The organism is Streptomyces sp. NBC_01716, from assembly GCF_036248275.1.
GTDB lineage: Bacteria > Actinomycetota > Actinomycetes > Streptomycetales > Streptomycetaceae > Streptomyces.
Window position 1 is genome coordinate 3552437 of sequence record NZ_CP109181.1, and the last position, 21212, is coordinate 3573648.

Here is a 21212-nt window from a genome sequence, read left to right on the forward strand (position 1 = left end):
AGCGGCGCGCCCCCGGTGATCCTGGGGGGCGCGCCGCTGTTTCGTTGCCGCGCGGTCAAACGCCCGCGTACGAGTGCTTTCCGGTGACGAAGATGTTGACGCCGTAGTAGTTGAACAGCCAGCAGCCGAAGGCGACCAGCGCCAGCGTGGCCGCCTTGCGGCCCTTCCAGCCCGCCGTGGCGCGCGCGTGCAGGTAACAGGCGTACGCGACCCAGGTGATGAAGGACCAGACCTCCTTGGGGTCCCAGCCCCAGTAGCGGCCCCAGGCGTCGCCGGCCCAGATCGCGCCCGCGATGATCGTGAAGGTCCAGAGCGGGAAGACGGCGGCGTTCACGCGGTACGAGAACTTGTCGAGCGTGGCTGCGGCGGGCAGGCGCTCCATGACGGAGGACCACGCGCGGCCTACGGTGGCGCCCCGGGCGATCTTGGACTCGTACACGTCGCGCAGCAGGTAGAAGAGCGTGCCCACGGCACCGAGGTAGAAGACCGCGCCGCAGAAGATCGCGGTGGAGACGTGGATCCAGAGCCAGTACGAGTGGAGCGCCGGGACCAGCTGGTCGCTGTCGGTGTAGAGGACGGTCGTCGCGATGCCCAGATTGAGCAGGACCGTGGTGACCAGGGGCAGTCCGATCCAGCGGACGTTCTTCTTCGCGAGGAGGAAGGCGAGGTACGTGCCGACCGCCACCGTCGAGAAGGTGGTGGAGAACTCGTACATGTTGCCCCACGGCGCGCGCTGCACCGCCATCGCGCGACTGATGACACCGACGGCCTCCAGCAGGAAGCCGAGGACGGTCATGGAGACGGCGATACGTCCGTACAGGTCGCCCTTGAGGGAATCGCCCGCCGCGCCGGGGCCGTCGGGTACGTCGCGGAGCCCGGCCGCCGAGCGTGTGATGACCTTGGGCCGCTCCAGGACGGCGGTGCCGCCGCCCTTCTCCTTCTCCGCCGTGCGCACCTCGACCGTGGCTGCGGCCTTCGCGCCGGCGCCGGTCAGCGCGGCGGCGGTGCGGCCGACCTTGCTGCGGCTGCCCGCGACCCACTCGACGATATGGGCGAAGAAGGCCAGGGTGTAGACGGCCATGGACGAATAGACCAGCACATTGGCGGTGTGCGCCAGGCTCTCGTTGGTGGTGGCGGCGAGGTTCACTTCTCAGCCCCTTCGACAGGCTCTCCGGTAGTGGCGGCGGCGGTTTTGTCTGGAACGTCCGTGTTGTCTTGCGCTTTTGGGGCCTCTTCGGGCGCGGGTGCAGCCGGTTCGGCCGGCTCAGGGGACTCGGCGGACTCGGCCGGCTTGGCCGACCCGGCCGGCGCCGTCGGCGCCTCGGCGTTGAGCGTCAGTGCCAGGTCACCGAGTTCCTCGGGGAGCCTGGCCGACTCGCTGCGCCCCAGCCCGGCCATCTCGATCACGGTGACGCCGTCCGCGCCCCGTACCGCGCGGACCCAGATCCGGCGCCGCTGGATGAACAGCGAGCCCACGAGGCCGAGCACCGCCCCGATCGCGCCGGTGAGAGCGAGCCCGTTGCCGGGCTGCTGCGAGATCTGGAACGTCGCCCACTCCTTGATGTCCTTCTCGAAGGTCACCGAGCCCGCGCCGCCGGGCAGCTTCATCGTCTCGCCGGGCAGCAGCCGCTGCGCGAGCTTGTTGCCGTCGGCGTCCTTGAACTGCTTCATCTTGCTGGTGTCCAGCTGGTACACGTTCTGCGGCAGTCCGGAGTCGACGCCGAGGCTGCCCACGTAACCGGTGAGCGCCAGTACGGGGAAGTCCAGTTCGGGGAACTGGGAGAACATGTTCCCGTTGCCCTTGCCCGCGAACGTCGGGACGAAGAAGGCGTTGAAGCCGAGCTGCTGCTTCTTGCCCTTACTGTCGCGGTAGCCGTCCATCACCTTGATCGCGCCGGTCGAGGTGATGTTGTTGTCGATCGGCAGGAGCGGGGTCGCGCCCTTGAAGACGACCTTGCCCTTGCCGTCGCGGACGGTGAGGACGGGCGCGTAGCCGTGGCCGATCAGATAGACCTTCGAACCCTTGACCTCCAGCGGTTCGTTGACCTCGACGACCGCCTTGCGCTCCTTGGCGCCCGCGCCCGCCTCCGTCGTGTAGCTGACGTGGGCCTCGAACTCGCGGGCGGTGCCGACCTGCGGTCCGTTGCGCTCGAAGGTGCCGACGAACTTGTCGAGGCTGAAGCTGAACGGCTCCAGGTCGTCGGTGTCGTACATGGAGCCGGACTTGAAGTCGTCGTACTGCGTCAGGGTGTTGGAGAAGCCGTCGCCCTCCAGGATCAGCTTTCCGCCCTCGGACTTGAAGAGCTGCCCGGTGGCGAAGGCCACCAGCATCACGATCAGCGCGACATGGAAGAGCAGATTGCCCGCCTCGCGGAGGTAGCCCTTCTCGGCGGCGACCGCGTCCCCGGCGGTGTGCGCGCGGAAGCGCCGCCGCTTGAGCATCGCGAGCGCGGCCTCGCGGGCCTCATCCGGCTCGGCGGTCGTACGCCAGGTCGTGTACGCGGGAAGCCTGTTGAGCCGCTTGGGGGCGGCCGGCGGACGGCCGCGCAACTGCCCGACGAACTGCCAGCTGCGCGGCACGATGCAGCCGATGAGCGAGATGAACAGGAGCAGATAGATCGCCGAGAACCACACCGAGCTGTAGACGTCGAACAGCTGGAGCTTGTCGTAGATCGGCGTGACCGTCTCGTGCTTCTCCTGGAACGTCTGGACCTTGAGCTCGTCGACGCTGTTCTGCGGGATGAGCGAGCCGGGGATGGCGGCGAGCGACAGCAGGAAGAGCAGGATCAGCGCGACGCGCATGGAGGTGAGCTGACGCCAGAACCAGCGGATCCAGCCGATCGGGCCGAGGCCGGCGCCGCCGACGGCGGACTCCTCGCGGGGCGCGGTTGACAGCTGCGATCCGGCGGCGCCGAGTTCGCGGGCCTCCCGCGCCTCGGGGGCCTCAGGGGCTTCTGGCGCCTCGTGCGTCTCCTGCGCCTCGGGTGTGGTCCCGGCCTCCGACTCCTCCGAGGCCGCGGCTGTCGTCTCTGTCTTGCTCATGGAACTAGATCCCCACCGTGAAGCCGTTGGTCCACGTCTGCATGTCTTGCATGATGCTGTCCCACACGCCGGTCACCAGCAGCACCCCGGTCGCGATCATCATCACGCCGCCGGTCCGCATCACCCACACGTAGTGGCGCTTGACCCAGCCGAACAGACCGAGCGCCTTGCGGAACGCCACGGCGGCGACCACGAAGGGCACCCCGAGGCCGACGCAGTACGCGACGGTCAGTATGGCCCCTCGTCCCGCGGTCGCCTGGTCGAAGGCCAGCATGTTCACGGAGGTGAGCGTCGGGCCGATGCACGGCGTCCAGCCGACCCCGAACAGCGCGCCCAGCAGCGGGGCACCGACCAGACCGGACACCGGCCGCTTGTGGAGCCGGAATTCGCGCTGCGTGAGCCAGGGCAGCAGCCCCATGAAGAACACGCCCATCGCGATCATGAGCACACCGAGGATGCGCGAGATGACCGTCCGGTTGTCCTGGAGGGTGCTGCCGAAGTAGCCGAAGAGCGCGCCGCCGGAGACGAAGACCGCGGTGAAGCCGACGATGAACAGGACCGCGCCGGCGACCATCCGCCCGCGCCGGGCGTCACCCAGATCGGTGCCGCTGATGCCCGTGACGTACGACAGGTAACCCGGTACGAGCGGCAGCACGCACGGCGAGAAGAACGAGACCAGACCACCCAGCAGCGCGATCGGCAGCGCGAGCAGCAGTGCCCCGCTGAAGACCGTCTCATTCATGCCGGGAACCGCGGCGAGAACCTCCACGGGATCACTTCTCCGCGATCAGCGGGTCGATCATCTCGCGCAGCTTCTTGTCGTCGAGCGCCTTGAGCGAGCGGGCCGCGATCTTCCCGTCCCGGTCGAGCACGATCGTGGAGGGGATGGCCTGCGGATTGAGACTGCCCTTGGGGAAGCCGTTGACGATGAGCCGGCCCGCCGGGTCGTAGATGCTCGGGTACGTGACGCCGTAGTCCTTCTCGAAGGCTATGGCCGAGCCCTTGTTGGCGTCGCGGGCGTTGAGCCCGACGAAGGCGACGTCCTGGCCCTTGGCCTCGGTCTCCTTGGCGACCTTCGCGAAGTACGGCGCCTCGGCGCGGCAGGGTCCGCACCAGGAGCCCCAGACGTTGAGCACGACGACCTGGCCCTTGAGGTCGGCCACATCGAGCTGCTTGCCTTCGAGCGTCTCGCCGGCGATCTCGTTGACCGGCTTGCGGTCGGCCTTGGCGACGGTCTGCACCCCGCCGGTGTTCGTCACGAAGTTGGTGTCACCGCCGCCGCCGGACGTGGCGCCACCGCCGCACGCCGTCAGGGTGAGCATGGCCGCCGCCGCGACAGCGGCCGGAAGCAGGGCGCGTGGGCGCCTTTTCGAGCGGCTTCGGGGGGCTCGGCCAAAGTTCATGTGAAAAGTTTCGCATGGGCCATTCAGGGATCTTCTTCGCCCCCCTCGCTGCCGGGAAACGCCCTGTCAGCGGCCTGGCCCCGACCCGTGGAGCCAGGTCTTCGGCGACCTCAGGCCGCTTTGAAGAAGGTGTTCCAGCCGCCGGCCGGAGCCTGGCCGACCTCCAGCGTACGGAGTTTGGTGAGCACCGCCGGGTTCTGGACGTCGAGCCAGTCCGTGAACTGCCGGAAGGACACGAGCCGTACGTCCTTCTTGCCCGCCATCCCCTTCAGCGCTTCTTCGACCGCATCCATATATATGCCGCCGTTCCACTCCTCGAAGTGATTCCCTATGAAGAAAGGGGCGCGATTCGACTCGTACGCGCGGTTGAATCCGGCGAGATACGCTTCGGTGGCCTGCTTGCGCCAGCCCGGATAATTCGCGGGAACACCCTTGGTCGAATTTCCCGACTGATTGGCGAGGATGTTGTAGTCCATCGACAGCACCTCGAAGGAATGCCCGGGGAACGGGACGCCCTGGAGCGGCAGATCCCATAGGCCCTGCCGCTTCTCCGGCCACATCTGCCGGCCGCCCGGCGAGCTGGCGTCGTAGCGCCAGCCCATCTTGGCCGCCGTGGGCAGCAGCCTGTCCTGGCCGAGCAGACAGGGCGTACGGCCGCCGACCAGCTCCTTGCGGTAGTCGAAAGGCAGCGGGTCGAGGTCCTTCCAGCCGCTGTTGGTCTTCCATTCGGTGACGAAGCCGATGGCCTGTTCGGTCTCGTCGCGCCACTGCTTCGGCGACCAGTTGCCGACGGAGCCCGATCCCCCGCAGAAGTGCCCGTTGAAGTGGGTACCTATCTCATGGCCTTCGAGCCAGGCCCGGCGTATGTACTTCAGCGTGTCCTTGATGTGCGCGTCGGTGAGATAACCGATGTCGGAGGCGCCGACGGCGTTGCCGGGCGGGCGGTAGAGCGTCTTCTTCGACTCCGGCAGCAGATAGACGCCGGAGAGGAAGAACGTCATCGCCGCGCCGTGGTCCTCGGCGAGGTCGAGGAAGCGCGGGAAGAGACCGTTGCCGACTTCGCCCGCGCCGTCCCAGGAGAAGACCACGAACTGCGGCGGGGTCTCGCCCGGTTCGAGCGGTACCGGCGCGGGCGGCTGGTGCGGCTGCTTTCCGGTGTCGGCCGTGGAACCGTCACCGATCATCCGCACATTCTTCTCACTCGGCCCGGGACTCGGCCGGCCACTTCCCTTGTCTCCTGTCCCGCCCGTGTCCGATCCGGCATTGCCGGTCGCGCCCCCGTCGTTACCGCAGCCCCCGATTCCGATTGCGGCCGCTGCCCCAATTCCGGCTCCGAGCAGGCTCCTTCGGCTCATGCCGCGCATTTCGTCCCCATCCGCGCTCGCCCATGTCACGTCCGCCGGTCATGCGGACGACAACACGTTAGATGGCACAGGGAACTCACAGGTTCCAGGAATGGGTAAAGCATTGACCTGTAACAGCGGATGTGACATTCACCGGGGACCGTGCGCAATTGGCCGACTACGCACCGAAGGCTTTCGACGCGCCCTTCACCGGTTTGGCACCGGCGAGAAGATGCGCGGGTACGAGATCACGCGCCGGTTCCGTATAGGCGACGGAGACCAGCTTCTCCCCCTCGTACGTGAACGTCGTCAGGGACGCGAGCGTGCACTCCCTGCGGCGCGGGTCGTGCCACAGCCTGCGGCGTTCGAAGTAGCTGCGCACGATCCAGATCGGCAGCTGGTGGCTGACGCACACGGCCTCGTGTCCGAGGGCCTGGTCGCGCGCCTCCGCCAGGGCGTCCTTCATCCGGGCGACCTGGTCGACGTACGCCTCACCCCAGGAGGGCCGGAAGGGGTTGGTGAGATAGCGCCAGTTGGCGGGCGAGCGCAGCGCGCCGTCGCCGACACCGAAGGTCTTGCCCTCGAAGACGTTCGCGGCCTCGATGAGGCGGTCGTCGGTGTGCAGGGTCAGACCGTGGGACTTGGCGACGGGCAGCGCGGTCTCCTGGGCGCGCTCCAGCGGGGAGGCCACCACATAGGTGATGTCGCGGCCCGCCAGGTGCTCGGCGACGCGGTCGGCCATCTTCCGGCCGAGTTCGGAGAGGTGGTAGCCGTCGCGGCGGCCGTAGAGGACCCCGTCGGGATTGTGGACCTCTCCGTGCCGTACGACATGGACGACGGTGGACTCGGCGCTCATGCGTTCACTCCGCTCTCGGTCGCCTCCGCGGCCGCGCGGGCGGCGGCCGGCAGGGCGGCGGCGACGCGCTCGACCGCGCGGTCGTCGTGGGCGGTGGAGACGAACCAGGACTCGAAGGCGGACGGCGGCAGATAGACGCCGTCGGCGAGCATCGAGTGGAAGAAGGCGGTGAAGCGGAAAGCCTCCTGCCGCTTGGCGTCCTCGTAGTCGCGGACCTCGTCGGCGGTGAAGAACACGGAGAACATGTTGCCCGCCGTCTGCACCCGGTGCGCGACACCCTCCTTACCGAGGGCGTCGCTCACCAGCCCGCGGATCTCGGCCGACACGGCGTCGACCTTCGCGTACGCCGCGTCGTCCAGCAGCCGCAGCTGAGCGAGCCCGGCGGCGGTGGCGACGGGATTCCCCGAGAGCGTGCCGGCCTGGTAGACGGGACCGGCGGGCGCGAGGTGCGCCATGACGTCGGCGCGACCGCCGAAGGCCGCAGCGGGGAATCCGCCGCCCATGACCTTGCCGAAGGTCATCAGGTCGGGCGCGACGCCGTCGATGCCGTACCAGCCGGCCTTCGACGTACGGAATCCGGTCATCACCTCGTCGGAGATGTAGAGCGCGCCGTCCTGCGCGCACAGCGCCTTGAGCCCGGCGTTGAATCCGTCACGCGGCGGCACGACGCCCATGTTCCCCGGCGAGGCCTCGGTGATCACGCAGGCGATCTCGCCGGGGTGCGCGGCGAAGGCCGCGCGGACGGCGTCCAGGTCGTTGTACGGCAGTACGACGGTGTCCCCGGCCTGCGCGCCGGTCACTCCGGGCGTGTCGGGCAGCCCGAACGTCGCGACGCCGGAGCCGGCGGCGGCCAGCAGCGCGTCCACGTGCCCGTGGTAGCAGCCGGCGAACTTCACGATCTTCGCGCAGCCGGTGAACCCGCGGGCGAGCCGGATCGCCGACATGGTGGCCTCGGTGCCGGACGACACGAGCCGTACCTGCTCGACGGGCGCGACCCGGGCGACGATCTCCTCGGCGAGCGCGACCTCGCCCTCACCGGGCGTACCGAAGGACGTACCGCGCGCGACGGCGGCCTGGACGGCCTCGATGACCTCGGGCCGCGCGTGCCCGAGGATCATCGGCCCCCAGGAACAGACGAGGTCGACATAGTCGCGCCCGTCGGCGTCGGTGAGGTACGGACCATCACCGGACACCATGAACCGGGGCGTACCGCCCACGGCCCGGAAGGCACGGACGGGAGAGTTCACGCCGCCGGGCGTCACGATCGACGCACGGTCGAAAAGCGCCTGCGAAACGGGGGCTTCGTATGAATACGACACTTTGGTCCTGATCTGCGATTCGGGGTCGGGTGGCCGGGACGAGGGATCTCAGCCACAGATGAGCGGGGCGCGAGGTCTCCTCGTATTACATAAGGGCGTCAACGCGCTCGCGTCTGCGAAACTGGGGCGTCATAGGGGAAGCTCACGCAATCCATGGTGTCAGAGGCTTCGAAGTATCTGCGGACAGGTGTTTCACCGGTCGTCCGTGGGGGAGGTCACTGTCACGATGATCGGGTTGCGCGGCCGGGGCTGCGAGTGGTCGGGTGGAGATATGCATCGCGGTGGCGGACTGGGCGAGGGGACCGACGACCTCGGTCCCGACCCTGCCCGGCGGGGGAAACACCGGCGCCGCGAGCGAGAGGCCCGCGCGCAGCCTCCCGTCGGCAGCGGCGGCGACGGCGACCGGCCTCCCGGAGGCGGGAGCGGCCGGGTGGGGGTGACGTACAAATACTTCGGCGCCCCGGACGGCGCGACGGCGGCCCGCGTCCCCATCTCGATGCGCCCTGAGGAACTGGGCGGCGACGAGCTGGGCATGGGCGGCATGTTCACCAAGATCAAGCCCGAGACGATAGCCGCGATGGTCCTCACGGGCATCCAGGGCATGCCCCTGAACAAGGTCCCCCCACTCGAACTGGTGGTGCTGCACCCGGATTACGCGGTGGTCAAACTCCCGATGACGGTGGTGGACCCGCTGCGCGGCATCGGCGAGGAATCGGTGGGAGCGGCGGCCTTCATCTGGTCCACGGTCCCGGACCGCGGCGGCCCGCGGGACGCGTTCAACGTCTACCAACTCCTCCACGAATGGCAGGACTTCAGCCACCGCCTGCACGAGGCGGGGCATCAGCCGTACTGCTTGGTGTGGCCGTAGGGCTGAGATACGCGAGGACGGGCGGAGCTTTCGGGCTCCGCCTTCGTCATGTTCCAGGAGGGACCGTCGGCCGGCCGGCGCGCATCGAGGCACATGGGCGCCGCTTCATCGCGTCAGCGTTTCGCGAGCACCGGCCGGAAGTCGTCGACGGGCAGACGACTTCTCGTCCAAGTGACATTCTTGGGGTGCACGGAGGCGAAGGGGAGTTGACTCATGCAGTGGACGGTTCATGGCGAGCGCCAGATTTACAGCAACCCGTGGGTGAATCTGTGGCTCGTGGATGTCCAGCAGCCGGACGGCCGCCGGTGGGAGCACCACGTCGTCCGGATGCGTCATCTAGCGGTCGCCGCCGTAGTGGACGACCAGAAGCGGGTGCTCATGATGTGGCGCCACCGCTTCGTCACGGACACGTGGGGCTGGGAACTGCCGATGGGCCTGATCGAGGCCGACGAGACGCCCGAAGAGGCAGCGGCGCGGGAGGTGGAGGAGGAAACCGGGTGGCGGGTGGAGTCCCTGAAGCCCCTGGTGTACGCGCAACCGGCCAACGGCATCACGGACTCGGAGCATCACGTCTTCCGCGCCGACTCCGCCACGTATGCGGGCCCGCCGACGGAGCTGAACGAGACGGACCGCATCGAGTGGATCCCGCTCTCGGAAATCCGCGGAATGATCGACCGCCGCGAAGTCGTCAGCAGCGGGAGCCTGGTGGGGCTGCTGTACCTCCTGCTGGACGAGGCCACCAGCGCCGCCGATTAACCGACTGCTTCCCGCAGGCGCTGCTCGAACGCGATCACAGGTGTCTCGCGCGCGTACGGAGCGAGGCGTCGGTGAAACTCGCGGACGTGGCCCGCTACGCGAGGCGAGTCGAGGGATGCGCTGAGGTCCAGAGCGAGCCCGGCGCTGTCGCACGCGGCCTCCAGTCGGCCCATCTGAAGTTGAGCCGTGGCCAGCCAGAAGGCGTGGAAGGCGCGGCCACGTTGCTGCGCGTCGGTTTCCCGTCGCAGGCCCTCAGCGATCAACGGCTCGGCGCGCTCGGACTCGCCCAGCTTGGCGAGAGCGATGCCGGTGTCCACGATCAGTTTCGTCTCGTCGAAGTAACGGACCCAGGAAGGCGCCTCGCCTTCCTGACCGCGGGCTTGCTCGTACGCGTCCCGGGAACGTCCGATGGCTTGGTGACAGGAGGCTCCGTCCCGGAGCGTGGCCTGCGCGAAAGCTTCGCGCATATGGAGCATCGACATCACCAACGGCTGCCCACCGGCGGTTCGGGCGGCGTCTTGGGCTTTGCAGGCCAGCGCCACCGCGTCCGAGGGCTGCCCGTCGTACGTGGCCTGGAGACTCATGCAGGACAGCACGTTGGCCATGAAGAGGTGGTCATCCTGCCCGTGCGAGAGCCGCAGGGCTTGGGTGAAGTGGGAACGTGCGGTGCTGTACTGGCGGGAGTCGAAGTACGCCCATCCAGCGAGGCGCGCGAGTTCGGCGGCGAGCGACTGAAGATCACGGCGCAAGGGCGCGGGGACGCTCCCCATCATGTAGGTGACGTATCGGAGGTGTCCCACGACTGCCGGGCGCATGGATGCGCCACCGTGCTCGTCGTCACGACGCCAATAGTCCTCCACTGACGATCTGAGTGCGAGAAGGGTGGATCGTGTGACCCTGCCGTCGGCGAGGGTCAGCAACTCGTCGAGTTCTTTGCGGGGTTCGGCCTCCCCACTGTCCTGCTCAGAGCCTGTGGCGGTGCCATTCGGCGCCGAACGGCGCTGGCGGGGCCGCTCAGTTGCGGCTGCCGGAGGGATTTCCCAGGGCCGGTGGGCAAGTCCGAGCATGGCGCCAGGGATGCGAAGTCCATCCGCGACCCGCTCGATGACGTCGATGTGGGCAAGCCTGCGCCGCCCCGACATGATCTCCCCGACCCGGCTCGGCGTCATGCCGCACAACGCAGCCACACGAGACGGATAGATACCAGCCTTTACCTTCACGAGGCGGAACACGCTCGCGAAGTCGCGTTGCCGACAGGCACGTTGCCACTCGGGGCTCGTGAGCAGTTCCAGCGGGAGGCCTTGAGGCCGAGGTCCGGGCACGTGCGCTCCTCTGCCGTGCTGGGCGGTCGCATCGGGCGATTGGTGAGCCGCATTTCAGATTACCCACGTTGGGTAATCACTGTGACCTGATTGCGTGACGAGCCGTCGCGGTCAACTGGTCCTCCGACTGACCGCCCGCGACGAGGGGCGCGAAGTACGTCCCCTGACCTGGGCCTTCGAGGAGCAGGTTCAGGCTCTCGGAGGGAATTCCCATGCTTCTGACCCCACTTGCACACTGCGTCCCTGACATCCCCTCCCGTCGTTCACCGGCTTTTCCCGACGACATCATCCCGACGGTTGACGAGTGGGCGATTGGGAGAGGGCCGATGAGGGCTGGGCGGGCTGCGATGTCCTTCGATGCCGATCCGAGGCATGTGGAGAGCGCGCGCCAGGTCACGGCCGCCGTGCTCGGTGAGGCCGGCGTCAAGGATTGCGAGATCGTCGAAACGGTGCAGCTGATGGTGAGTGAGATCGTGACCAACGCGATCGTTCACGGCAACGCCAACTCGGTCTCGCTCCGGCTCACATGCGACGCCGCCGACGAGGTGCTGATCGAGGTCGATGACCACTCGTCCGGCAGCCCGGAGCTGCGCGACGCGGGTCCGGACGACGAAAGCGGACGCGGCATGCGGCTTGTCACCTACTTCGCCCGCGAGTGGGGCCGGAAAGGAACCTGTACCTGGTGCACGGTTCCGGTCGGACCGGCGAGTGTCTGATGACGCCACATGACGGGCTGCCGACGTTCGTCCTCGTTGAACGCCGCAAGCCTGGGGTGTCATGGGAGAAGGAACCACCCCCGCGCGGCTTCGCCGTCGCGAAGCACGTACCGACGACGGACACGGAGTCCCTGCGACTTCTGCTGGAGTCCCTCCGCCGTTGGCAGGCGGCGGAGCAGGGGGAGCGGACGGTTCCCGTCACACGGCAGGCAATCAAGCAGACGTCCGAACTTCGTCCTCAGTCCCCAAGTCGACGAGGCCGAGAAGCAAGCGCTGGGCGCCACGGTGGCCATGCGCCGGAGGTACCTCTCCGCTCTCGCCACCGAGGCCGAACGTCGGCTGGACAGCGGCCGGACGGCCGCCCGGGAACTGGTCGGGCGTGGGCGAGCAATGGCCGATTCGAAGAATCGCCCTTCACACGGCGACGCTCCTGAGACCGCGCGAACTGCGCCTGGCCCTCTTGCTCTGCCCAACAGCTGTGACCCGGTCCGGTCCGACAGAAACACGGTCTTCGCCGCGTTCAAGACCGTGCGCCGCGAATACCCCGTCCTCGTCCACGGCCTCCACACCTACCTCAGCATCACAGGCCTTGTCCTCGCCTTGACCGCGGCCGTCGTGGTGCAGAGGTGAACGCGAGCCATCAGAGAGACCTTCGGCCCTCGATCACGTACTCCTAGGAGATTCCATGCGCACTTCGACCAATGACGCGTACGCCGACTACACAACATCCGCCAGCGAGACCGCCGACGCGTTGCGCGCCCTACTGCGTGAGCACGGTCTGGACGTCCCCGGCCTGTCGGTGATCGAAGACAAGGTCGGCCCGGGCGACATCACCGTCGCCACCGGCGACCGGCTCGCCCGCCTTCTGGGCGCGCCGGCGCAGGAGGCCGGGCGGAGCCTCGAAGAATGGCCCGAGGCTCGGCAGGTCATGCGCCGACTCGGCGCGGCGTTCAGGACAGTGACCGGCGGCGGGTTCCTCGATCTGTACTTCCACCCCGAATGCGTCCGCTGCGACCGCGACGCCGCTCTCGCACTGAGCCCGGTGGGCCTGCCGGAAGCCCGACGCCTGCTGTCCCACCTGTCGGGAATGGCCTCCTCCCCCGGTCGAACGCGAGAGGCTACGGCGCACCAACCGCACGCACGTTGAGGAGAGAACTCATGCCCGGCGTTCTGACGACCGATCATCCCGGCTGGACCGAGACGGGGACCGGCGCCCGCGTACGAGCCGTTCGTACGCTTTCGAGTGTCTGGGTTCTGTCGTGGGATCAGAAGGGCCCACAGATGAGGTGTGTGCGGGGTGCCGAACACGTGAAGCCGGTGTTCGTCACCACGGATCCTGCTTGTCTGCCCCGCAGCGTCCCTGTCGAACTCAAGTCGGGGCTTGGCAGCCTCGGTCCCACGCAGCGTCTGGCCAATTCCTCGCTGTGGGACGCCATCACGACGGCGATCCTGCGGCAGGTCGTACGCGCCGGGCAGGCACGCAAGCTGTACCGGGCGTGGTGCCGGACGTTCGGCACCGTCGTTGAAAGCCCCGCCGGTGACCTGGCCCTCGCCCCCACGCCCGCGCGGGTTCTGGGACTGACCGACGAACAATTCGCCGACGCCGGGAACAAGTTTCATCGCAGCGCGCTGCGAGCCGCGGCGACCCACTACGAGCGGCACCATCCCGACTGGCAGCGTATGGAATCCCGTGATCTGGCCGCCGCGCTCACGAGCATCCCGCGCATCGGCCCATGGACCGCAGCCGCCGCAGCGGCCGACTACACCGGCGACTTCAGCGTCTACCCGCACGACGACCTCGCCGTGCGCACCTGGGCCGCGCAGATCGCGCCCGCCCACGCCTGGCCCGGCAAGAAGGACAAGGCGTTCGGCCCGATGTGGACGGCCATGGCCGGCCCCGATCGCACCGCCCTGCACACCCTGACCCTCTCCACACTCACCTGGGGCTCCCATGCCCGCTGACCTGGAGGAACCATGCCACGGTTATCCCTGATCAACGGTGCCGATCCGACCCGAACTCTCGACGCACTGTTCGTGAACGCACCGCTGCGCGACTACGGGCTGCGGCCCCGGACCAACGACTACACGCTGCCCGTGCTGGGCATGGCGTACATCGCTACGTACGCCAAGGAAGTCGGCGGTTTCAACGTAGGCGTCCTCGACGCCGAAGCCCACGGTCTCGGCATCACGGAGACAGCGCGCATCGTCAACGCCGCTCGACCCCGGTGGGCGGCCATGAACCTGCTCGCCCCCACCTACGAGATGTCCGCCCGGATCGCGGCCGATCTCTCCCCGGAGATCGCGCTCATGGTCGGCGGCCACCACGCAAAGGCCATGCCGGACCGTGTGCTCGCCGACCCGCGCATGGCCAACCTGCGGGCGCTCGTGCTCGGCGAGGGTGAACTGCGCGTCGCCGCACTCCTGGAGGACCAACGACGTAGACATGAACTGCCCGGCGTCCTGTGGCGTGACCCACTACTCGGCACTCGGGCGGCGGGCGTCGCCGATCCCGCGACAAGCGCGGGGATGCTCGGCCCCGACATCAACGCCCTGCCGTACGTCAACCGCGCGTTCCTGCCCCAGGACCCCTACCGGGCCGTGCCCACTGAGGCCGACCGGCGCCTCGCGACGAGCCGTCGTGGCGACTTCCGTACCCGGGCCGCTCTCAGCGGGCATCTGGAGGCGAAACATCGTCGGCTCCAGGGGCTGCCCATACAACTGCACCTTCTGCGGCGCTGCCGTCAGCGCCAACCCCGACGTCTTGATCCGGGTTCGCGAACCCGAGGACATCATCGGCGAACTCGACGCGCTGCACGGCCAGTACGGCGTCACCGCGTTCCGGTTCGTCGACGACCTCTTCCTCGGCGCTTCCCGCGTCATCACCACGCAGATGGCGGCCTTCACGCGGCACCGCGTCGGCGAACGGTACGTATGGGACGCCACCGGACGCATCAATGTCCTGGACCGGCTCGACAACGCCCAGCTCGAACTACTCGTCAACAACGGGCTGCGAGAAGTCGCCCTCGGAATCGAGTCCGGAAGCGACCGCATCCTGAGCACGATGGACAAGCGGATCGACGCCGCGATGACCGAACGTGTCGCCCGCCGTCTGGTGGAGCACGGCATCGGTGTGAAGGGGTACTTCATTCTGGGCTATCCCGGTGAGACTCACCAGGACATCCGCGCGACCGTGCGTCACATCCGCAGCCTCTGGAAGATTGCCGACGCCAATCCCGGCGACGTACGGGCCAGCGTTTTCGAGTTCCGCCCCTACCCCGGCACACCCGTGTGGAAGACACTCACGGACGCGGGCCACGTTCCCGACAAGCTCCTCGCGTACGCAGACATCGACCTCACCGCTGACGGGGCTGATGAGTCGATGCGCCAGCGAGACGAATTCAACTTCTCGGTCGGCATCCAGTTCGGCGAGGTCCCCTTGCACGAAGTCCGCGCCACCCTGGCCACCCTCACCCGCGAGCAGCACGAGCGCAGCCGGCGGACCGCATCATGACGTTCACGTCGAAACGTGGGCAGTTCATCACCGTCGACGGCCCCAGCGGCGTCGGGAAGACAACCGCTGTCCAAGCTCTCACCGGGGAGTTGGTAAGGCGTGGCCGAGCGGTTCACCAGACAGTGGAACCCACCACCGGCGATATCGGCGTCTTCATCCGCGAGCACTTCAGTCGCATTCGCGGCCATGCCCTCGCCTGCCTCGTGGCCGCCGACAGATACGAACACCTTGAGCACGAGATCTCTCCCCGGCTCGGCGTCGGCGACACCGTGGTCTGCGACCGATACCTGGCCTCGACGCTCGTCATGCAACAACTCGACGGCGTACCAGTGAGCTTCTTGCTCGACCTGAACGCCCACATCCTGATGCCCGACCTGGCCGTCGTCCTCACCGCGTCCCCAGGCCTGATCGCCGAACGGATAGCCGCACGCGGCCCCCGCAACCGCTTCCACCTCGACCCCACCGCGCCCGGACGCGAAGTCGACCTGTACGAGGAGGCCGCCCAGATCCTCACAGCAGCGAACGTGAAGGTACTGATCGTGGACACACCGGCAACGCCACACCGATGGGGGTCGCTACCTCAATCGCCGACGCGATCCCTTTCTCGTCGGTAACGTCAGCCGCGCCAACGCCACCGACCACCCCCCAGGACCAATGAATCCGCAACCAGCCCAACCCGTCATCGATACCCACGTCCTCCTCCGTGACGGAGACAAGCTCCTCTTTTCGCAGCGTGGTGGTCCGTACGGGTACGGGCGGTGGCACATGCCGTCCGGGAAGCTCGATCAGGGGGAGCCCATCAGAGCCGGCGCCGCGAGGGAGTTGTTCGAGGAGACTGGTGTTGAGGTTGATCCCGCTCAACTGCGGTTGGTGCATGTCGTGCATCACAAGCAGAGCGAGAGCATCGAGCGGATCGGGTTCTTCTTCGAGGCCGTCGAGTGGGTGGGGGAACCCGTCAACAAGGAGCCCGCGAAGTGTCTGGAGCTGTGCTGGTTCAGCGTTCATGAGTTGCCCGAGGACATCATCGAGTATCCGAAGGAAGGTCTCCTCGGGTACCTGGAGGGCTCCGGCGTTCTCCGGGAGTGCGGGTGGTAGCTGGGCGTGGTCATCCCGCGTTTCTCGCGGGCTGGGGCGGGCGGGGGGTGGGGCGGGTGCGGGGTGGGGCGAAGCGGACCTCGATCGCCTCGGGCCAGGCTGCCGTGCGGACGCCGTAGAGGCTCTTCTGGCGGACGCGGCGTGGCAGGCCGACCGGGGTCAGCGTGTCGGGGGTGGCGAGCGGGGCGAGGTTCGTGGCGGAGCCGTCCTGGGGTGGGTGCGGGGTGTCGGTGGTGTCGCCCTCGGTCTGTTTGTGGTGGCGCCAGGCGCGGCTCCAGGCGTCCTCCCATGCGCGGCGGTCCGCGTCCGGGACCTCGCAGGCGCGCAGGAACGCCTGGAACTGGGCCGGGTTGTGCGGCATCGCCTGGCGGTTCACGATGCGGTGGGCCGTGCTGCGGGGCAGCGCGCCGTACTCGCCACCCCGCTCCTCCATCGTGCGCAGGGAGGGAGAGCCGGCCTTCTCGTACAACTCCCGCAGCCCGGCGCTCAGATCGGCGAAGTCGCGTACCAGGACCGGGGACGGCGCCGGTGAGGCGCGCCCGCTGCGGGCCGAGCGGGTCGCCTCGTATCTGGCCCGTTTCCAGAGGAGTTTGGCGTCCTCGGGGGACGCGTCGCAGGCACGGGCGTAGGCGCGTACGGCGGGGAGCGTCGGGACGCTCTCCGCCGACGCCGTGCGCTGGAGCGTGGTGGCGTGCACCCCGGCCCGGAGTGCGAGATCGCGATAGCTCAGCCCCGCGCGTCTTCGTTGTTCGCGCAGCCACTGCGCCAGAGCCCGCAGGGCCCTGTTGTCGGTGACGATGGGCTTCTCCGGGCGCCCCATGGCCGCGCCGCCGCCCTCAGACGGTCGGGCCGGGAGTCAGCAGGGCCCGTACGGCGACCCTGAGCCCTTTCGCGGGCGCCGCCCTGCCCAGGGCGACGACGACGACGGCCACCAGCCCCGCCCCGGCGAGCAGTTGCAGTACGTCCATGACGGGCAGGCCCGCGAACGCGACCAGGACCGCGGCCATGACGACGATCACGATGATGACGACCGCCTCGGGGCTGTGGAGCCGGCGCGGGGCCGGCCCGCCGTTCTCCACGCAGGACGCGACAGGGGGTTCGTTGTTCACGCGGTATCTCCTGATCGGGATGCCCGGCGGCCGTTCGGCCGCCGGGCACCTGCTACTGGCTCCAACTGGGTTGCGAACCACGGGCAGTTGCCGCCGCCCGGTGTGGTTGCCCAGATGTTCTCAGCAGCCGGGCAGCTAATCCCAATCCTCACCGGCACAAAGATTGGGATTGATGCGTGCGTGTCTGGCGTGCCCGGCGGAGAAAAAAGCGACGCAGAGTCAACTTCCAAGGCCACGGATACCTCTGACCGGTGCTGGACTTGGCCTCGCTGTGATCAACATGCTTGTCCGTGAGACGTGGTATGAACGCGTTGATGCGCGTACGCCTCAATCGAGGTTGCGTGATCTTGTGAACCGCTGACACGATCCGCCGGACGCCGCGAGAGCAAGTGGTCTGTACCTCTCTCCCGGCGGGGCCCCTGATCGCTACTGGCTCCGACAACCAGCTGAACAGGGCATCACGGGACTCCTGTTGCCGCATGAGCCCGTCGGAGGGCCGGCAACCGCGTGACGCGGTTGCCGGCCCTTCATCACACGCCACCGCCCACGTCACCGGACCACGCCTCACGGTGCGTCCCCCGTCGAAGGCCCGCCCTGCGTGCCCGTCGGGCTCTGCGGTTCGATCAGGACCATCGGGTCGTTGCCCTTCAGCTGCTGCCAGACGCCCACCAGCGCCACCACCTGGGCCACGAAGAAGGCCAGTTGGACCGAGGCGGTGCGCAGTTGGTAGATGGAGAGCAGCAGCGCCGCCTTCGTGGGCCAGTAGTGGCCCTCCTTGCGGAACGTGTCGATGTCCATCGCCACCCCCGTCGTCGTGAGGATGAGCAGCGTCAGCGCCACATCAAGTGCCCAGGTCCCGAAGGGCTGTTCAACCGCGCGGCTGGTGATCCAGTGGAGGCCGACCGGGGTCGCGTACACGAGGGAGAGGCCGAGCGCCTTCGCCGGACCGCGGCGGCCGGGCAGGGTACGCCACAGCGCGCCGAGGACGAAACCCGCCGCCGCCCAGATCAGCTCCGTGGTGACCAGGGACTGTACGAGGTTGGCGACGCCGAACTGGTCCCTGGGTACGTTGCCCCACAGCGGCCCCCGTACCTGGTTCGCCCAGAAGGAGATCGCGGTGGCGGGCAGTGCGATGACCGCGGCGAGGAACGCGGCCCGGCAGGCGTTGCGGAACCACGTGTCGCGCGGCCCCCACGCCAGGACGAGTTCTATCGCGTCCACCGAGTCGGGAAGGGCCTTGCCCGCGTACGGGGAGGTGGCGTCGTCGGGGTGCCAGCGGTGCAAGTCGTCGAGTCTGGCCTCCAGTTCGGTGCGCTCCCCCTCCTGGTCGCCCTGCTCCCAGCGGCGCAGTTGCAGATGCAGGTCGCGGTACTTGCGCGCGGATTCGATCAGCCATTGGCGGTCGGGTTCCCGTATCACCTCGCGCAGAGGCGTCCCCGGCAGCAGTTCCTGCGACAGCACCGAGCGGCGGCGCCCCAGGTCAAGGAGGAGCCATCCGGCGAGCACGATGAGCGGCAGGTCCAGCACGTACGCGGACACACCCACGTACCAGCCCGGAATCGGCACCACCACGGTCAGGAACAGCACGGTCAGGATCAGCTTCTCCGGCAGGGGCGGCGAGACCGGAGAGACGCCGGGAGCTCTGGACCGGGCGGCGAGTACGGCGATGAGCACCCCGCTGCGGACGAGCCATGCCGCCCATACGGAGAACCAGTCCGGCCAGTCGGAGGGGAACCAGGCCATCGAGTTGTAGAGGTGCGTGAGATGCCAGCGGTCGTAGAACTCGTCGCCGGGGCCGACGCTGAGCCAGGCCTCCTGCTCCCAGGTGTTCTGCTTGGCCCATACGGCGAGGGCCACGACCGCGACCGCCGTGAGCGCGCAGAGGACGAGCAACCCCCAGGGGGAGCGGCCCTGTTGGGGCGTCCCCGGCGGCGCGGGGGCGGGTCCGGCTCGTAGCCGCCGTACCGCCGACACCGTACCCACCAGCCAGAGGAAGGCGACACAGCAGCAGGCGAGCGCGAGCCAGAGGAACCCGCCCGTGTGCCGGAGGCGTTCGACGTCGGCGAGGTTGTTCTCGTCGAGCCAGAAACGGGCCGGCAGCCCGAACAGGCGCGGTGCGCTCGCCACGACCACGGGGTACGCCGTGGCGACCAAAACGGCCGACAGCGCGACGATCCGGGGCCTGCCGAAGAAGCCGTACAGGCCGTACAGGCAGAAGGCCGCGCCGCCGCACGCGGCGAGCCCGAAATGGATGGCGGTCCGGTACTCCGGCCACCAGTCGAGCACCCCGTAGTCGCCGGCGAGGCTGGGGCCGAGATCGTCGAGTTCGTAGATCAGCGCCACGGCGAACGCGACGTACGTCCAGAGCAGCAGATCGCGCCGGGTCGTCTTCTCGGCCGCCGTCTCCGGGGACGACGCCGGCGTACGGCGGAGCCTGCGCACCAGGAGCAACATGACCGGGAAGAGCGCGAGATCCCAGGTCAGCCAGGTCAGGGACGGCACCAGGTACCAGGGCTTCTGGCCCCACCCCGTTATCAGGGCCTTCGTCGCCGGCGGCTGTACGGCGATCCGCACCTCGGGCGGCTCGCCGCCGGGCTCGGCCCGGACCCAGGTCAGACGGGTGGTGGAGCCCTCGGTCGGGGTCGGCGACATGGTGCGCGCGGCGCGCCCGCCGAGGTCGACCGTGATCTCCCGCCACCAGGACTTGGCGAGGGCGGGCGGATGCACCAGGGCCAGTGTCCAGAAACGCTTCCCCACGGTGATGCGCCAGGGCCCGAAGTCCCGGTCGCGCCTGTCGTCCACGTAGGTGACGGCCCGGTGCCGGACCGTGATCCACTTCGCCTCGACCGTCACCTTGGGCGGCCAGGGGAGCGCCTCGGTGTCCCGGTACGGATAGGGGTCGTCCGGGTAGCGCAGCACACAGCGCATGGCGGACCGGTAGCGCTCGGTGTCCCCGTTCAACAGCAGATTCCGCGCGAGCTTCCAGGTCTTCGGCACCTGGACGACGAGATCGGTCTCCGCCTTGGTGTAGTCCTCGCCGTCGTGCTTGAGGCGTACGGAGGTGGCGACCCGCGCGGTCTTCAACTGCCCCGACAGGCAACTGTCCTGGGCCTCCGGCCCGGCGGCCGAAGCCTGGCCGGCCCCGCCGAACGACGACAGCACGAGCAGTCCCGTGAAGACGAACAGCAACAGCGCTCGCCGCATCGCCTGCCCCCCGCGGCAGATAACCGGATCAACGGAGATGCAGAGTAACCGGCCTGGGACGCCGGGGCCATCGCGACGGCGATCCTGCGGCCCGGTTAGGTTCTGGCGCTGACCTTGCCCTTGCGCAGGGTCAGTGTGCGGACCGATCATGCGCACCCCCACCTACACAACACTCATCCACGAGACCGCCGACGCATTACGAACCGCCCTGCGCGATCACGGTCTCGACCTCCCCGGCCTGTCGGTGGAGCAGGACAGGATCCGCCTGGGTGACATCACGGTCACTACGGCCGACCGGCTCGCCCGCCTCCTCGGCGCACCGGTTCAGCCGGTGGTGCGGAACCTGGAGGAATGGCCCGAGGCCAGGCAGGTCATGCGCCGACTCGGCTCGGCGTTCAGAACGGTCACAGAGGGCAGTTTCCTCGACCTCTACTTCCACCACGACTGTGTCCGCTGCGACCGCGACGCCGCCATGGCACTCGGCCCGATCCAACTGCCGGAAGCACAACGCCTGCTGTCCCACCTGTCGGGAATGGCCTCCTCCCCCCGTCGAACGCGAGAGGCTACGGCGCACCAACCGCACGCACGTTGAGGAGCGAATTCATGCGTGGCGTTCTGACGACCGATCATCCCGGCTGGACCGAGACGGCTCGGCTCGGCTCCGAGGC

The 21212-nt window shown here is 68.5% G+C and carries 20 protein-coding genes and 1 pseudogene; 10 read left to right on the top strand and 11 right to left on the bottom strand.

Annotation, left to right across the window (positions count from 1 at the left end; all coding sequences use genetic code 11):
• Nucleotides 1-55: 55 nt before the first annotated feature.
• From ccsB to hemL, 7 genes are all read right to left on the bottom strand, one after another.
• Nucleotides 56-1147 (bottom strand): c-type cytochrome biogenesis protein CcsB, encoded by a 1092-nt coding sequence (ccsB, locus tag OIE74_RS15465; RefSeq protein ID WP_329383353.1) that lies wholly within the window; start codon nt 1145-1147, stop codon nt 56-58.
• Complete coding sequence (resB, locus tag OIE74_RS15470; RefSeq protein WP_329383355.1) at nt 1144-3042, bottom strand: cytochrome c biogenesis protein ResB; 1899 nt, start codon at nt 3040-3042, stop codon at nt 1144-1146. The genes ccsB and resB overlap by 4 nt, the downstream gene beginning before the upstream one ends.
• A 4-nt stretch (nt 3043-3046) precedes the next feature.
• Nucleotides 3047-3784 (bottom strand): cytochrome c biogenesis CcdA family protein, encoded by a 738-nt coding sequence (locus tag OIE74_RS15475; protein ID WP_329383357.1) that lies wholly within the window; start codon nt 3782-3784, stop codon nt 3047-3049.
• 31 nt (nt 3785-3815) lie between these two features.
• Nucleotides 3816-4445 carry a TlpA family protein disulfide reductase gene (locus OIE74_RS15480; protein ID WP_329383360.1) on the bottom strand — a complete coding sequence of 210 codons (630 nt, stop codon included), beginning with the start codon at nt 4443-4445 and terminating at the stop codon, nt 3816-3818.
• A gap of 110 nt (nt 4446-4555) precedes the next feature.
• Nucleotides 4556-5809 carry a hypothetical protein gene (locus tag OIE74_RS15485; RefSeq protein WP_329383363.1) on the bottom strand — a complete coding sequence of 418 codons (1254 nt, stop codon included), beginning with the start codon at nt 5807-5809 and terminating at the stop codon, nt 4556-4558.
• A 157-nt stretch (nt 5810-5966) separates the two neighbouring features.
• Nucleotides 5967-6644 (bottom strand): histidine phosphatase family protein, encoded by a 678-nt coding sequence (locus OIE74_RS15490; RefSeq protein ID WP_329383366.1) that lies wholly within the window; start codon nt 6642-6644, stop codon nt 5967-5969.
• Nucleotides 6641-7963 (bottom strand): glutamate-1-semialdehyde 2,1-aminomutase, encoded by a 1323-nt coding sequence (gene hemL / locus OIE74_RS15495; RefSeq protein ID WP_329383369.1) that lies wholly within the window; start codon nt 7961-7963, stop codon nt 6641-6643. The genes OIE74_RS15490 and hemL overlap by 4 nt, the downstream gene beginning before the upstream one ends.
• Nucleotides 7964-8234: 271 nt before the next feature.
• Between hemL and OIE74_RS15500 the strand changes: the two genes are divergently transcribed.
• Both OIE74_RS15500 and OIE74_RS15505 read left to right on the top strand, forming a co-directional pair.
• Nucleotides 8235-8831 (top strand): hypothetical protein, encoded by a 597-nt coding sequence (locus tag OIE74_RS15500; protein ID WP_329392312.1) that lies wholly within the window; start codon nt 8235-8237, stop codon nt 8829-8831.
• 213 nt (nt 8832-9044) lie between these two features.
• The gene (locus tag OIE74_RS15505) at nt 9045-9587 is read left to right on the top strand and encodes an NUDIX domain-containing protein (RefSeq protein WP_329383372.1); all 543 of its coding nucleotides are present in this window, start codon (nt 9045-9047) and stop codon (nt 9585-9587) included.
• Here OIE74_RS15505 and OIE74_RS15510 read toward each other — a convergent pair.
• On the bottom strand, nt 9584-10909 hold the full coding sequence (locus tag OIE74_RS15510; RefSeq protein WP_329383376.1) for a helix-turn-helix domain-containing protein: 1326 nt from the start codon (nt 10907-10909) through the stop codon (nt 9584-9586). The two genes, OIE74_RS15505 and OIE74_RS15510, sit on opposite strands and share 4 nt — an antisense overlap.
• Before the next feature lie 212 nt (nt 10910-11121).
• Here OIE74_RS15510 and OIE74_RS15515 point away from each other — a divergent pair, with 212 nt between their 5' ends.
• The 7 genes and pseudogenes from OIE74_RS15515 to OIE74_RS15545 all read left to right on the top strand — a co-directional run bounded on the left by OIE74_RS15515 (nt 11122) and on the right by OIE74_RS15545 (nt 16231).
• Nucleotides 11122-11625, top strand: coding sequence for an ATP-binding protein (locus OIE74_RS15515; RefSeq protein WP_329383379.1), 504 nt, complete (start codon nt 11122-11124; stop codon nt 11623-11625).
• 685 nt (nt 11626-12310) lie between these two features.
• A complete protein-coding gene (locus OIE74_RS15520) occupies nt 12311-12772 on the top strand; it encodes a hypothetical protein (RefSeq protein WP_329383381.1) in 462 nt (153 codons plus the stop codon).
• A 161-nt stretch (nt 12773-12933) separates the two neighbouring features.
• Nucleotides 12934-13587 carry a hypothetical protein gene (locus tag OIE74_RS15525; RefSeq protein WP_329383384.1) on the top strand — a complete coding sequence of 218 codons (654 nt, stop codon included), beginning with the start codon at nt 12934-12936 and terminating at the stop codon, nt 13585-13587.
• Between the two features lie 141 nt (nt 13588-13728).
• Nucleotides 13729-13986, top strand: a pseudogene (locus OIE74_RS15530) (cobalamin-dependent protein); the annotation flags it as partial.
• A gap of 277 nt (nt 13987-14263) precedes the next feature.
• On the top strand, nt 14264-15136 hold the full coding sequence (locus OIE74_RS15535) for a B12-binding domain-containing radical SAM protein (RefSeq protein WP_329383387.1): 873 nt from the start codon (nt 14264-14266) through the stop codon (nt 15134-15136).
• Nucleotides 15133-15750, top strand: coding sequence for a dTMP kinase (gene tmk / locus OIE74_RS15540; RefSeq protein WP_329383390.1), 618 nt, complete (start codon nt 15133-15135; stop codon nt 15748-15750). Before OIE74_RS15535 ends, tmk begins: the two co-directional genes overlap by 4 nt.
• Before the next feature lie 40 nt (nt 15751-15790).
• Nucleotides 15791-16231: an NUDIX hydrolase gene (locus tag OIE74_RS15545; protein WP_329383392.1), complete on the top strand. Its 441-nt coding sequence runs from the start codon at nt 15791-15793 to the stop codon at nt 16229-16231.
• Nucleotides 16232-16241: 10 nt separating this feature from the next.
• Here OIE74_RS15545 and OIE74_RS15550 read toward each other — a convergent pair whose 3' ends face one another.
• The 3 genes from OIE74_RS15550 to OIE74_RS15560 all read right to left on the bottom strand — a co-directional run bounded on the left by OIE74_RS15550 (nt 16242) and on the right by OIE74_RS15560 (nt 20544).
• Entirely contained in the window at nt 16242-17051 is an 810-nt protein-coding gene (locus OIE74_RS15550) for a helix-turn-helix domain-containing protein (protein ID WP_329383395.1), read from the bottom strand.
• A gap of 16 nt (nt 17052-17067) precedes the next feature.
• A complete protein-coding gene (locus OIE74_RS15555) occupies nt 17068-17340 on the bottom strand; it encodes a hypothetical protein (protein ID WP_329383398.1) in 273 nt (90 codons plus the stop codon).
• A 564-nt stretch (nt 17341-17904) separates the two neighbouring features.
• Nucleotides 17905-20544 carry a DUF6185 family protein gene (locus tag OIE74_RS15560; protein ID WP_329383400.1) on the bottom strand — a complete coding sequence of 880 codons (2640 nt, stop codon included), beginning with the start codon at nt 20542-20544 and terminating at the stop codon, nt 17905-17907.
• A gap of 148 nt (nt 20545-20692) precedes the next feature.
• On the opposite strand from OIE74_RS15560, the gene OIE74_RS15565 reads away from it, so the two are divergent.
• Complete coding sequence (locus tag OIE74_RS15565) at nt 20693-21136, top strand: hypothetical protein (RefSeq protein WP_329383403.1); 444 nt, start codon at nt 20693-20695, stop codon at nt 21134-21136.
• Nucleotides 21137-21212 lie beyond the last annotated feature (76 nt).

What these genes read in the sequence shown, in the direction of transcription:
- resB (WP_329383355.1), bottom strand. Translation starts at nt 3,042, where the DNA reads ATGAGCAAGACAGAGACGACAGCCGCGGCCTCGGAGGAGTCGGAGGCC.
- OIE74_RS15475 (WP_329383357.1), bottom strand. Translation starts at nt 3,784, where the DNA reads ATGAATGAGACGGTCTTCAGCGGGGCACTGCTGCTCGCGCTGCCGATC.
- OIE74_RS15480 (WP_329383360.1), bottom strand. Translation starts at nt 4,445, where the DNA reads ATGAACTTTGGCCGAGCCCCCCGAAGCCGCTCGAAAAGGCGCCCACGC.
- OIE74_RS15485 (WP_329383363.1), bottom strand. Translation starts at nt 5,809, where the DNA reads ATGCGCGGCATGAGCCGAAGGAGCCTGCTCGGAGCCGGAATTGGGGCA.
- OIE74_RS15490 (WP_329383366.1), bottom strand. Translation starts at nt 6,644, where the DNA reads ATGAGCGCCGAGTCCACCGTCGTCCATGTCGTACGGCACGGAGAGGTC.
- OIE74_RS15500 (WP_329392312.1), top strand. Translation starts at nt 8,235, where the DNA reads ATGCATCGCGGTGGCGGACTGGGCGAGGGGACCGACGACCTCGGTCCC.
- OIE74_RS15505 (WP_329383372.1), top strand. Translation starts at nt 9,045, where the DNA reads ATGCAGTGGACGGTTCATGGCGAGCGCCAGATTTACAGCAACCCGTGG.
- OIE74_RS15515 (WP_329383379.1), top strand. Translation starts at nt 11,122, where the DNA reads ATGCTTCTGACCCCACTTGCACACTGCGTCCCTGACATCCCCTCCCGT.
- OIE74_RS15520 (WP_329383381.1), top strand. Translation starts at nt 12,311, where the DNA reads ATGCGCACTTCGACCAATGACGCGTACGCCGACTACACAACATCCGCC.
- tmk (WP_329383390.1), top strand. Translation starts at nt 15,133, where the DNA reads ATGACGTTCACGTCGAAACGTGGGCAGTTCATCACCGTCGACGGCCCC.
- OIE74_RS15545 (WP_329383392.1), top strand. Translation starts at nt 15,791, where the DNA reads ATGAATCCGCAACCAGCCCAACCCGTCATCGATACCCACGTCCTCCTC.
- OIE74_RS15550 (WP_329383395.1), bottom strand. Translation starts at nt 17,051, where the DNA reads ATGGGGCGCCCGGAGAAGCCCATCGTCACCGACAACAGGGCCCTGCGG.
- OIE74_RS15560 (WP_329383400.1), bottom strand. Translation starts at nt 20,544, where the DNA reads ATGCGGCGAGCGCTGTTGCTGTTCGTCTTCACGGGACTGCTCGTGCTG.
- OIE74_RS15565 (WP_329383403.1), top strand. Translation starts at nt 20,693, where the DNA reads ATGCGCACCCCCACCTACACAACACTCATCCACGAGACCGCCGACGCA.